Raw genomic sequence first — 11,868 nt, 5'->3', positions numbered from 1 at the left:
CGGGGTGGCCCTGGCCGCACTGCTGGTCGCCGCCCTGGGTACGGGATGCGGCTCCGCGGAGCCGGCGAAGCCGGCCAAGGGCAAGCCGGGGCAGGCCGCGGAGGCGGGCGGCGCGGCCGGCGCCCTCGCCAACTCCGCCGAGCGGCTCAAGGCCGCCCAGCAGGCCCGGATCGCCGCGGCGAAGAAGTGGGGGCTGCGCAAGACGCCGCTCCTGGCCCCGGCCGCACCGAAGGTGAAGCCCGAGATCACCACCCGCGACGGCTTCGAGGTCGAGGACCAGGACGAACTGCCCCCGGTCTTCACCACCGTCCCGACCGAGGAGAAGGTCGTCTTCCTGACCGTGGACGACGGTGCCGAGAAGGACCCCGAGTTCATCAGGATGATGCAGGAGCTGAAGATCCCGTACACGGCGTTCCTCAGCGACTACCTCGTACGCGAGAACTACCCCTACTTCAAGCAGATGCAGGCCGCGGGCGTCACCCTGAACAACCACACCCTCAACCACCGCTACATGCCCGGACTCTCCTACGAGCAGCAGCGCGAGGAGATCTGCGGCCAGCAGGACACCATCCAGAAGCAGTTCGGCAAGCGGCCCGCGCTCTTCCGCCCGCCGTACGGCAACTACAACCAGGACACGCTGCGCGCCGCCAAGTCCTGCGGCATCAAGGCGGTTCCGCTGTGGAACGCCGAGGCGTTCGTAAACCGGATGGACTACCGCGAATGGGACCGCGATCTCCACCCGGGCGACATCATCCTCACGCACTTCCGGGGCCGGGAGGACTGGAAGGGCACGATGCCTGACATGATCCGTCATGTCATGAAGACCGTCACGGACAAGGGATATGCCGTGGCCCGCCTGGAGGACTACTTGTGAGGTACGCGCGCCGGTTCGTAGCCGGGACGCTGACGGCCGGCGCGCTCGCGCTGTCCCTGACGGGATGCGGGAACAGCGTGGATCCCATCGAACGGCTGGGCCGCAAGACCGCGCAGGACACCGCTTCCCCGTCGGCCTCCCCGTCCGTACCGGCCCCCGCGGCGAGCAGCTCCGCGACGGCCGGTACGGCGGGCGACGAGGCGTACCGCAAGTGGGGCCTGACGGCCCCCGTCCAGTACGCCCCCAAGCCGGCGCAGAAGCCCCAACTTCCCAAGGCCGCCCCGGGCAAGGCGGCCGTACTGGACCGAATACCCGTCGCGCCGACGGAGAAGGTCGTCTTCCTCACCTTCGACGACGGCGCGGAGAAGGACCCCGAGTTCCTGAAGATGGCGGCCGACCTGAAGCTGCCCATCAGCATGTTCCTGACGGACAACGTGGCTTCCGCGGACTACGGACACTTCGAGAAGCTCCGCGACAACGGCTCCGGCAGCACGATAAACAACCACACCCTGACGCACCCGAACCTCCGCACCCTGCCCTTCGCGGCGCAGAAGAAGGAGATATGCGGCCAGCAGGAACGCCTGGAGAAGCGCTTCGGCAAGCGCCCGCCCCTCTTCCGGCCGCCGTTCGGGAACTACAACGACGACACCCTCAGGGCCGCCGCCGAGTGCGGGGCCCCGACGGTCGTCCTGTGGCGCGCGTCGATGCAGATCAACGACTTCCAGTACGCCGAGGGCTCCGCCCTCAAACCGGGTGACATCCTCCTGGCCCACTTCCGCGGCCCCTCGGAACTCAAGGGCGCGACCGAGACCCAGATGACCACCCGCATGCTCCAGCGCATACAGGACCAGGGCTACAAGATCGCCCGCCTGGAGGACTACCTGTAGCCCGCCCCCCCCAGAACTATCCCGCGGAACGGTCGGTGACCGGCCGACGGCGCTGGGCCGGGTCGGTCAGGGACAGCGGCTGCCAGGCCCCGTCCGGGTGGTAGAGGTTGGTGCCGGGCGGCACGATCTCGTCGATCCGGTCCAGCACTTCGTCATCCAGGACGAGATCCGCCCCCTTGAGCGAGGCCTCCAGCTGCTCGCCCGTCCGCGGACCGATGATCACCGAGGTGACGGCCGGGTGCGCGAGCGGGAAGGCGAGGGCCAGCTCCGGCACCGTGCGGCCGATCCCGTCCGCCACCTCCGCGAGCCGCTCGACGGCCTCCAGCTTGGCGACGTTCCCCGGGATCGCCGGGTCGAAGCGCGCGGGCGTCAGCGCGGCCCGGCCGGTGGTGAGGTCGATGTCCCGGCCCAGCCGGTACTTGCCGCTCAGGAACCCGGAGGCCAGCGGGCTCCAGGTCAGCACCCCCATCCCGTATCGCCGGGCCACGGGCAGCACGTCCCGCTCCACGCCGCGCGCGAGGATCGAGTACGGCGGCTGCTCGGTGCGCAGGCGCGGCAGCCCGCGCCGCTCCGCGACGTGGTGCGCCTCGGCGATCTCCTCGGCGGGGAAGGTGGAGCAGCCGAAGGCCCGTATCTTGCCCGCCCGGACCAGGTCGCCGAGGACCGACAGGGTCTCCTCGATGTCGGTCGAGGGGTCGGGCCGGTGCACCTGGTAGAGGTCGATCCAGTCGGTGCCGAGCCGCCTCAGGCTCTCCTCCACGGCCCGGGTGATCCAGCGGCGCGAGTTGCCGCTGCGGTTGCGGCCCTCACCCATCTGGAAGTGCACCTTGGTGGAGAGCACGACGTCGTCGCGCCGCCCCTTGAGGGCCTTGCCGACGATCGTCTCGGACTCGCCGGCGGAGTACATGTCGGCGGTGTCCACGAAGTTGATGCCCTGGTCGAGGGCGGTGTGGATGATCCGCACACAGTCGTCGTGGTCGGGGTTGCCCACCGCGCCGAACATCATCGTGCCGAGGCAGTAGGCACTCACCTCGATGCCGGTCCCACCCAAATTTCGGTATCGCATGCTCATACCGGCGCACCCTAGAAGTTAGAGCCCACTCCAAGTCAACCCCGAGGCCCGGCACCCTCGTACGGGCGACACGGGTCAGCTTGCCCGGCTGGTCAGGGTGCAGTGTGGCTCATCGTGGTCCGGATCGCCGACGCGGGTCCAGAGCTTCAGGACCTTGCCGTTCTTCAAGGCGGCCCAGGAGTCGGGGCGTCGCTCACCCGTTTCGGGGTGAGCGGCGTCGAAGGACACAACGACGATGCTTTGCTCCGTGTTGGAGCCCAGCCTCCAGGTGCCTGTTCCGGACTGGGTCAAACCCTCGTCCCAGCTGAAGGCGATGCAGACGTTATCGGCGATGAACGTCCCGTCCTGCTTCAGCGTGAGGGTGCCGTCGTGGATATCGGTCCACGTGGTCGCAAGTTCGGCTGGCTCCAGCACGACCGGTTTGCCCTCGGGCGGCGGCAGTTCGTAGATCCTGCCGCAGCCCGTGAGGGCAAGGGCCATGGCGGCCAAGATCAGCGAAGCGCGACGGTAACGCAACAGACTCCACCCCTAGCGGGTTCCGCAGGCCGCGTCCGCGACCGGTGAGCTCAAGAACGCATGCCGTACCCTGGCACAGAGTTTGAACGCGTTCAAGTCATGGTCGTCGGCGGCCACACGTCACCAGGGGACATGACCTGCTCCCCGCGCCGCTCTGGTCGTCATTTGGTGCGGGTATCAGCCCAAGACGGTCGCCGGACGCTGAGATCTGAGAAGCGCGTAGCGATCTGATGCGTCCCCGAGCCCCCGGCCCTGGGCCCTTCTTGAACGGGCCCGGATGCCCGGCGTGGCAAGGGGAAGCCCCTCGCCTCATCGCTGAGGGACCCGCTCCTCCTGCTCTTGCCCCGTGACCGTTCCTTTGGGGGCTTCCCGGCAGTCTTTCGGCTTTCCGGGGCGGGGCGGTCGGTCAAGGGTGGCCGAAGGCCATCGCGAAGCGACGCGACGAAGGAGCGCCCTTGACGGACCGGCCCGACACGGAAGGACGATGGGACTGACGGGAAACCCCCAAACCAGCCCTGACACCGCCCAGCCCAGACCCCGCCCCCACCCTCCGAGGGGGAGATGGCGCGCCCGAGCCGCAGCCCCTCACCGCACCCCCGCCATCACCGGGGTGATCGTGGTTTCCGCCGGGCCGTGGGCGTCGGCTTCGCGTTGGCGTTCCGCGCTGTCGCTGATGCGGAGCAGGAGGGCGATCATGATCCAGTTGGCCAGGAGGGAGGAGCCGCCCTTCGCCAGGAAGGGCAGGGCCTTGCCGGTCAGGGGGATCAGGCCCGTGACGCCGCCGGCGACCACGAAGACCTGGAGCGCCAGCGCCGCGGCCAGGCCCACCGCCAGCAGCTTGCCGAACGGGTCCCGCGCGGCCAGGGCCATGCGCAGCCCCCGCTGCACGAGGAGGGCGTAGACGATGAGGACGGCCATGACCCCGGCCAGGCCGAGTTCCTCGCCCACCGTCGTCAGGATGAAGTCGCTGCGCCCCGCGAACTTGATCAGCTCGGGGTGGCCCATCCCCAGGCCGGTGCCCGAGATGCCGCCGGTGCCGAAGCTGAACAGCGCCTGCGCCGACTGCTCGGAGTTGAGCCCGGTCGGAGGGTTCGGGGCGTAGATCGCCAGCGGGTCCAGCCAGGCGGCGACACGCGCCTTGACGTGGGGTTCCGTCGCGCCCACCGCGAAGGCGCCCACCGCCGCCATGAGCAGGCCGCACACGATCCAGCTGGTGCGCTCGGTGGCCACGTAGAGCATCACCACGAAGACGCCGAAGAAGATCAGCGAGGTGCCGAGGTCGCGCTCGAAGACCAGGACCAGCAGCGAGAGGATCCACACCGTGATGATGGGTCCGAGCTGGCGCATCGGGGGCAGCCGCATGCCGAGGAACTTGCGGCCGGTCAGGGCCAGGGAGTCGCGGTGGATGACCAGGTAGCCGGCGAAGAAGATCGCGATCATGATCTTCACGAACTCGCCGGGCTGGAGCGAGAAGCCGAAGAGGATGATCCAGCGCTTCGCGCCGTACGTGTCCGCGCCGAAGAACGCCGGCGCGATCAGCAGCACCAGCGCGACGACCATCGTGATGTAGATGAAGCGCTGGAGCAGCCGGTGGTCGCGCAGCAGCGCCACGACCAGGAGGCAGGCGGCGACCCCGACCACCGTCCACATCAGCTGGTCGGGCGCGTTCGCCGGCGAGTCGTACCGCTCGATGTACCCCTGGTCGAGCCGGTGGATCAGCACCAGCCCGAGCCCGGTCAGCAGCATGGCGAGCGGGAAGATCAGCGGATCCGCGTACGGCGCGAACCGGCGGATGCCCAGGTGTCCCACCAGCGACAGCAGCGTCATGCTGATGACGAAGCTGGTGAGCTGCTGCGGCAGCTCGCCGTTCATGGCCAGGCCCGCGCTCACGTGGCCGAAGACGGCGATGCCGATGACCAGGAGCAGCAGCAGTGCTTCGGTGCGGCGGCGGGCGCCCGCCACCGTCAGGGGCCTCAGTCCACGCACGGGATGCCGCCGCCGTCGATGACGTCCTTCTCCGGCTGCGGAGGGGGCGGCGGCGGGGCGGAGGGAGACGAGGAGGAGGAAGAAGAAGCGGGGGATGAGGACGCGGCGCCCGGAGCACCCGGGGTCGTCGCAGTGGTCGACCGGGGACCGATCTGCTCGGCAATGAGGCGCTTTATCTTCATATCATCTACGACGTTGATGTCCTCCCCATGGTTCCTTCCGAACCCCTCGATGGGGAGTGTCGTGAATTGCACTTTGCCGCCGGACAGGTTCTTCGCCTGCTTCACGAACGACAGCAGATCCCAGCCCGAGTCCGTCACGACGTCCTGTTTGGCCGTGTCGATCAGCTTGAGCAGCTTCACCGGGTCCGTGAAGGTCCCGGCCGAGTTCAGCTTCTGCGTCGCGCCGGCCAGGAAGGCCTGCTGCCGCTTCGTCCGGTCCAGGTCGCCCATGTCCAGGCCGTGCCGCTGCCGTACGAAGGCCAGGGACTGGCTGCCGTTCAGGGTCTGCCGGCCCGCCGGGAAGTCGGCGCCCGAGTACCTGTCCTTGACCGGCTTCCTCAGGCACACCGGTACGCCGCCCAGCGCGTCCGCCAGGTGGTGGAAGCCGGCCAGGTTCAGCTCGGCGAAGTGATCGACCGGGACGCCCAGGAAGCCGCGCACCGTCTCGATCTGCGCCTTGCGCCCCGCCTCGCGCCCCTCCCGCTCCAGTCGGCGCCGGTCCTTCACCCCCTGCTCCGACAGCTGCTCCTCCTTGGCCGCCTTCGCCAGCCCGTACGCCTTCTTGATCTTGTCCTTGTGGCCGAGCCCGGCTATCTGCACGAAGTCGTCGCGCGGTATGGAGAAGGCCTGCGCCCCGCCGCCGTCCCCGCCCCCGCCCCCGCCGGGCACGTGGAGCAGGATCAGGGTGTTCGCGTTGTAGCCGCCGATGTCCGAGCTGCCGGCGTGCAGTTTGTCGAGGATCTCCTCGGGCAGCGGGTCGCCGTTCTGGTCGCGGCGGCTGTCCAGGCCCATGAGCAGGATGTTCACATCGCCGTGCGCCGACTTCTCGGCGCCGTCCAGGGCCGTGGAGCTGCCGATGCTGGAGGCGAGGTCGTCGTAGGCGTACCAGGCGCAGCCGCCCGCCATCAGCGTCAGCGCGCAGGCCGCGATCAGCAGGGTGCGGGCGAGGCGGTGGCGGCGTGAGGGCCTGTGGTGCTCGGTCTTCCTCCGGTGCGCGCTCATACCGCTCGATGCTGGCGCAGCGGGGCTGAAGGAATCCTGAGGAAGCGCCCTCAGCGGCGGGGGCCCGACGGGATGCGCAGCTCCAGCCGCGCGCCCCCGTCCCGCGCCCCCGGCGCGCGTACGCCGCCCCCGTGCGCCCGCGCGATCTCCCGGGCGATGGCCAGGCCCAGCCCGGTGCCGCCACTGGCCCGGCCCCGGTCCGCGTCGAGCCGTACGAACCGCTCGAACACCCGGCCGCGGTCCGCCTCCGGGATCCCCGGGCCGTCGTCCACCACCTCCAGCACCGCCCAGCCGTCCCGCGCGGCGGCCCGCACCACCACCTCCGTGCGGGCGTAGCGCAGGGCGTTGTCCACCAGGTTGGCCAGGGCCCGCTCCAGCCGCGCCGGATCCCCGTACGCCGGTACGGGCGCCGGCGCGTCCAGCCGTAGCCGTACCCGGGGCGCGGGCCGCCGGGCCGCGTCCTCCGCCGCCAGCAGCGCCAGGTCCACCGGCTCGGGGCGGGGCGCGGGTCCGCCGTCGAGGCGGGCCAGCAGGAGCAGGTCGGCGGCGATCCGCTGGAGCCGCTCGGTGTCGGCCAGCGCCGCGGCCACCGACTCCCGGTCGGGCCGGTCCATGGCGAGGGCCACCTCCAGCCGGGAGCGGACGGCGGCCAAGGGGTTGCGCAGCTCGTGCGAGGCGTCGGCGGTGAACTGGCGCTGCCGGGCGTCGGAGCGTTCCAGCCGGTCGAGGGTGTCGTTGACGGTCCGGGCCAGCCGGGCGATCTCGTCGGCGCCGCCCGGGTCGGGGACGCGGCGGTCCAGCTCGTTCGCGGTGACCGCGGCCAGTCCGGTGCGGATCGCGGTGACGGGGCGCAGCGCGCGCCCGGTGGCCCACCAGGCCAGGGCCGCCGCGAAGGCGATCAGCGGGGGCGCGCCGGTGAGCAGGCCGGTGGCGATGGCGCGGGTGGCGTCGTCGACGTCGCCGAGCACGGTCATCGCGTACACCGTGTGCGGATCGCGCGCGCCCGGCGGGCCGGGGGCCTCGACCGCGACCACCACGTGCCGCTGTGCGCCGGGGTGCGCGGGCGGCAGTACCGCCGAGCGGGAGTCCCGGCCGGGTCCGGGGCGCAGCCCGTCGAGGGGCGGGGGGTCCTCGGGGGCGTCGGCGGCGGTGCTCGCGACGTCCTTGCCGCGCGCGTCCCGTACGAGGACCAGGTCGACCCCGCCGTCGGGCGCGGGCAGCCGTCCGCCGCCCGGGAGGGTCCGGGTGTCGAGCTGGGCGGCGACCTTGCGGGCGGCGAGCTCGGTGCGGCCGGTGGTGTTCTCGAGGAGGTTGGTGCGCATGAGGGTGTACAGCCACAGCCCGCCGGCGGCGAGGACCGCGGCCATCGCGAGGGCGGCGGCGAGGGCGGTCCGCGCGCGGAGGCCGCGGGGGGTGTGGGGGCCGCGGGGACTTTTAGCCACCGTCGGGGGCCATGCGGTAGCCGGTGCCGTGGACGGTGAGGATCGAGCGGCGGCCGAAAGGGGCGTCGATCTTCTTGCGCAGGGAGGAGACGTACACCTCGACGATGTTCGGGTCGATGCCGTGCGGGGCGTCCCAGACCTCGTCGAGGATGTCCTGCTTGGCGACGGCCCGGCCGGGGCGCTCCATCAGGCAGGCGAGTACGCCGAGCTCGCGGGCGGTGAGCTCGATGTCGTGCGGGCCGCGGCGGCAGCGGCGGTCCTGCGGGTCGAGGACGAGGTCCCCGGCCTGGAGCACGGTGGGCTCGGGGGCGGCGGCGCGGCGGGCGAGGGCGCGCAGGCGGGCGTTCAGCACGACGAAGGAGAACGGCTTGGTGAGGTAGTCGTCGGCGCCGGCGTCGAGGCCGTCGGCCTCGTCGTGCTCGCCGTCCTTGGCGGTCAGCATCAGGACGGGGGTGGGGTCGGCGAGGGCACGCATCCGGGTGCAGATCGCGGCGCCGCCGGGGCCGGGGAGCATGAGGTCGAGGAGTACGACGTCGTACGGGCCGCCGGTGAGGGCCAGTTCGAGGCCGCGGTGGCCGTCGCGGGCGAGCTCGACGTGGTGGCCCTCGGCGGATAGGCCCTGCCGGAGGGATTCGGCCAGGCTCTGTTCGTCTTCGACCACGAGGATGCGCACGGCTCAAGCGTCACATACCGGGCGGAGTCGGTCCCCGACGCGGGGCAGTTCCTGACGCGCCTCAGCGCTGGCGCGCTGCCCGGGCTTCGTGCCGCTGCGCCGGACTCCGTCCGTCGGCCTGCTGGGCGGGGCCGGGCCCGGGCGGGGGCGTCTGCGGGTGGTGGGCCGCTGCGCGGAGCCGGCCCCTCCCCGCCCTTCCACCGTTCCCCGGGCTCCGCCCGGACCCGTTCCCCGGCCTGCGGCCGGCCTGCTGCGGGCTGCGCCCGGTTACCCGGCCCGGGCCCATTCCCGGCCTGCGGCCGGACCGCTGGGGGCTGCGCCCCGTTCCCCACCCGAGGCCGGGGCCTGTTCCCCGAGCTTCGCCCGGGCCCATCCCCGGCCTGCGGCCGGTTACCCAGCCCGGCCCGTTCCCGGCCTGCTGGGGGCTGCGCCCCGTTCCCGGCCCGGGGCCGGGGCCTGTTCCCCGGGCTCCGCCCGGACTCGTTCCCGGCCTGTGGCCGGCCTGTGACCGGCTGCGCCCGGTTACCCGGCCCGGGCCCATTCCCGGCCTGCGGCCGGACCGCTGGGGGCTGCGCCCCGTTCCCCACCCGAGGCCGGGGCCTGTTCCCCGAGCTTCGCCCGGGCTCGTTCCCGGCCTGCGGCCGGATCGCTGGGGGCTGTGCTCCGTTCCCGGCCCGGGGCCGGTTCCCCGGGCTTCGCCCGGACTCGCTCCCGGGGCGCGGCCGGATTGCTGGGGCTGCGTCCCGTTCCCCGCCCGGGGCCGGGCCGTTTCCCGGCCTGCGGCCCGACCCGCTCGGGGTTGCGCCCCATCACCCCGGCCGTGGGGTGGGCGGGGGTGGGTTTCGGGGGGTGGGTGTCGGCCGAAAGGGGGGTTCCGCGGCTGGAATGCGTGGAACCAGCGGCGCGTGTTGGCACTCCGCTTGACCGAGTGCTAATCGCCGGAATAGTCTCGCATCTGGCACTCGCCCCTGGTGAGTGCCAACACAGCGACAGGCAGATCCGGCACCCGCGACGACGGATCGACCTGGTCGCCACCTCAGACAGTTAACCCCGGATCTCCGAAGGGGGAGGTCGGATCGTGACGACCACCAGCTCCAAGGTTGCCATCAAGCCGCTTGAGGACCGCATTGTGGTCCAGCCGCTCGACGCCGAGCAGACCACGGCCTCTGGCCTGGTCATCCCGGACACCGCGAAGGAGAAGCCCCAGGAGGGCGTCGTCCTCGCGGTCGGCCCGGGCCGCTTCGAGGACGGCCAGCGTCTCCCGCTGGACGTCAGCGTCGGCGACATCGTGCTGTACAGCAAGTACGGCGGCACCGAAGTGAAGTACAGCGGCGAGGAGTACCTCGTCCTCTCGGCTCGCGACGTGCTCGCGATCGTCGAGAAGTAATCACTTCTCCAGTTTTGCTTTGAGCTACGCCCCTGGTCACCCCTGCTGATGCCGGGCGGCGAGGGGCGTAGTTCGTTCTAGGCGGTCGCGGTGAGCGGCCGGGGATCGCAACGAGAGGGCTGAACCGCTCCCATGCCGAAGATTCTTAAGTTTGACGAGGACGCCCGTCGCGCCCTCGAGCGCGGCGTCAACAAGCTTGCCGACACGGTCAAGGTGACGATCGGCCCCAAGGGCCGCAACGTCGTCATCGACAAGAAGTTCGGCGCCCCCACCATCACCAACGACGGTGTCACCATCGCTCGCGAGGTCGAGCTGGACGACCCGTACGAGAACCTGGGCGCGCAGCTCGTGAAGGAGGTGGCGACCAAGACCAACGACATCGCGGGTGACGGCACCACCACCGCCACCGTGCTGGCCCAGGCGCTGGTCCGCGAGGGTCTGCGCAACGTCGCCGCCGGCGCCTCCCCGGCCGCCCTGAAGAAGGGCATCGACGCCGCGGTCAAGGCCGTGTCCGAGGAGCTCCTCGCGACCGCCCGCCCGATCGAGGACAAGTCCGACATCGCCGCCGTGGCCGCGCTCTCCGCGCAGGACTCGCAGGTCGGCGAGCTCATCGCCGAGGCGATGGACAAGGTCGGCAAGGACGGTGTCATCACCGTCGAGGAGTCCAACGCCTTCGGCCTGGAGCTGGAGTTCACCGAGGGCATGGCCTTCGACAAGGGCTACCTCTCCCCGTACATGGTCACCGACCAGGAGCGTATGGAGGCCGTCCTCGACGACCCGTACATCCTGATCAACCAGGGCAAGGTCTCCTCCATCCAGGACCTCCTGCCGCTGCTGGAGAAGGTCATCCAGGCCGGCGGCTCCCGCCCGCTGCTGATCATCGCCGAGGACGTCGAGGGCGAGGCGCTCTCCACCCTCGTCGTCAACAAGATCCGCGGCACCTTCAACGCGGTCGCCGTCAAGGCCCCCGGCTTCGGTGACCGTCGCAAGGCGATGCTCCAGGACATGGCCACCCTCACCGGTGCCACCGTCATCGCCGAGGAGGTCGGCCTCAAGCTCGACCAGGCCGGTCTGGACGTCCTCGGTTCCGCGCGCCGCGTGACCATCTCCAAGGACGACACGACCATCGTCGACGGCGGCGGCAACGCCGGTGACGTCGCGGGCCGCGTCAACCAGATCAAGGCCGAGATCGAGTCCACGGACTCCGACTGGGACCGCGAGAAGCTGCAGGAGCGCCTGGCGAAGCTCGCCGGCGGCGTCTGCGTCATCAAGGTCGGCGCCGCCACCGAGGTGGAGCTCAAGGAGAAGAAGCACCGCCTCGAGGACGCCATCTCGGCGACCCGCGCCGCGGTCGAGGAGGGCATCGTCTCCGGCGGTGGCTCCGCGCTCGTCCACGCCGTCAAGGTGCTCGAGGGCAACCTCGGCCTGACCGGCGACGAGGGCACCGGCGTCTCCGTCGTCCGCCGCGCCGCCGTCGAGCCGCTGCGCTGGATCGCCGAGAACGCCGGCCTCGAGGGCTACGTCATCACCTCGAAGGTCGCCGAGCTCGACAAGGGCCAGGGCTTCAACGCCGCCACCGGCGAGTACGGCGACCTGGTCAAGGCCGGCGTCATCGACCCGGTCAAGGTCACCCGCTCCGCGCTGGAGAACGCCGCTTCCATCGCCTCGCTGCTGCTCACGACCGAGACCCTGGTCGTCGAGAAGCCGGCCGAGGAAGAGGCCGACGCCGGTCACGGCCACGGTCACGGCCACAGCCACTGATCGCGCCACGCATGGGGAAGGCCCCGTTCCGCACCTGCGGAGCGGGG

10 protein-coding genes are annotated in these 11,868 nt (G+C 71.4%); 4 read left to right on the top strand and 6 right to left on the bottom strand.

Annotated elements, in window-relative coordinates; translation table 11 throughout:
- The first annotated feature begins 4 nt into the window (after window positions 1-4).
- Together OOK34_RS08100 and OOK34_RS08095 are read left to right on the top strand one after the other, a co-directional pair.
- On the top strand, window positions 5-874 hold the full coding sequence (locus tag OOK34_RS08100) for a polysaccharide deacetylase family protein (RefSeq protein WP_267033199.1): 870 nt from the start codon (window positions 5-7) through the stop codon (window positions 872-874).
- Entirely contained in the window at window positions 871-1,761 is an 891-nt protein-coding gene (locus OOK34_RS08095) for a polysaccharide deacetylase family protein (protein WP_267033198.1), read from the top strand. The genes OOK34_RS08100 and OOK34_RS08095 overlap by 4 nt, the downstream gene beginning before the upstream one ends.
- Window positions 1,762-1,777: 16 nt before the next feature.
- Here the strand turns inward: OOK34_RS08095 and OOK34_RS08090 are convergent, their stop codons facing one another.
- From OOK34_RS08090 to OOK34_RS08065, 6 genes are all read right to left on the bottom strand, one after another.
- The gene (locus tag OOK34_RS08090; RefSeq protein WP_267036667.1) at window positions 1,778-2,827 is read right to left on the bottom strand and encodes an aldo/keto reductase; all 1,050 of its coding nucleotides are present in this window, start codon (window positions 2,825-2,827) and stop codon (window positions 1,778-1,780) included.
- Between the two features lie 81 nt (window positions 2,828-2,908).
- Window positions 2,909-3,313, bottom strand: coding sequence for a hypothetical protein (locus tag OOK34_RS08085; RefSeq protein WP_267033197.1), 405 nt, complete (start codon window positions 3,311-3,313; stop codon window positions 2,909-2,911).
- 621 nt (window positions 3,314-3,934) lie between these two features.
- Window positions 3,935-5,335 carry an FtsW/RodA/SpoVE family cell cycle protein gene (locus OOK34_RS08080; protein ID WP_267033196.1) on the bottom strand — a complete coding sequence of 467 codons (1,401 nt, stop codon included), beginning with the start codon at window positions 5,333-5,335 and terminating at the stop codon, window positions 3,935-3,937.
- A complete protein-coding gene (locus OOK34_RS08075) occupies window positions 5,323-6,558 on the bottom strand; it encodes an LCP family protein (protein ID WP_267033195.1) in 1,236 nt (411 codons plus the stop codon). The genes OOK34_RS08080 and OOK34_RS08075 overlap by 13 nt, the downstream gene beginning before the upstream one ends.
- 50 nt (window positions 6,559-6,608) lie before the next feature.
- Window positions 6,609-8,000 carry a cell wall metabolism sensor histidine kinase WalK gene (locus tag OOK34_RS08070; protein ID WP_267033194.1) on the bottom strand — a complete coding sequence of 464 codons (1,392 nt, stop codon included), beginning with the start codon at window positions 7,998-8,000 and terminating at the stop codon, window positions 6,609-6,611.
- Entirely contained in the window at window positions 7,993-8,673 is a 681-nt protein-coding gene (locus OOK34_RS08065) for a response regulator transcription factor (protein ID WP_267033193.1), read from the bottom strand. The genes OOK34_RS08070 and OOK34_RS08065 overlap by 8 nt, the downstream gene beginning before the upstream one ends.
- Window positions 8,674-9,751: 1,078 nt before the next feature.
- Here OOK34_RS08065 and groES point away from each other — a divergent pair.
- Both groES and groL read left to right on the top strand, forming a co-directional pair.
- Complete coding sequence (groES, locus tag OOK34_RS08060; protein ID WP_053682586.1) at window positions 9,752-10,060, top strand: co-chaperone GroES; 309 nt, start codon at window positions 9,752-9,754, stop codon at window positions 10,058-10,060.
- Between the two features lie 132 nt (window positions 10,061-10,192).
- Window positions 10,193-11,821, top strand: a complete 1,629-nt coding sequence (gene groL, locus OOK34_RS08055) for a chaperonin GroEL (protein ID WP_267033192.1) — start codon at window positions 10,193-10,195, stop codon at window positions 11,819-11,821.
- Window positions 11,822-11,868 lie beyond the last annotated feature (47 nt).

It is taken from the genome of Streptomyces sp. NBC_00091, from assembly GCF_026343185.1.
GTDB lineage: Bacteria > Actinomycetota > Actinomycetes > Streptomycetales > Streptomycetaceae > Streptomyces.
Note: the sequence above shows the minus strand (reverse complement) of the source record. Positions and strands in the feature narration are given on the sequence as shown.

What these genes read in the sequence shown, in the direction of transcription:
- OOK34_RS08090 (WP_267036667.1), bottom strand. Translation starts at nt 2,827, where the DNA reads ATGCGATACCGAAATTTGGGTGGGACCGGCATCGAGGTGAGTGCCTAC.
- OOK34_RS08085 (WP_267033197.1), bottom strand. Translation starts at nt 3,313, where the DNA reads ATGGCCCTTGCCCTCACGGGCTGCGGCAGGATCTACGAACTGCCGCCG.
- OOK34_RS08075 (WP_267033195.1), bottom strand. Translation starts at nt 6,558, where the DNA reads ATGAGCGCGCACCGGAGGAAGACCGAGCACCACAGGCCCTCACGCCGC.
- groL (WP_267033192.1), top strand. Translation starts at nt 10,193, where the DNA reads ATGCCGAAGATTCTTAAGTTTGACGAGGACGCCCGTCGCGCCCTCGAG.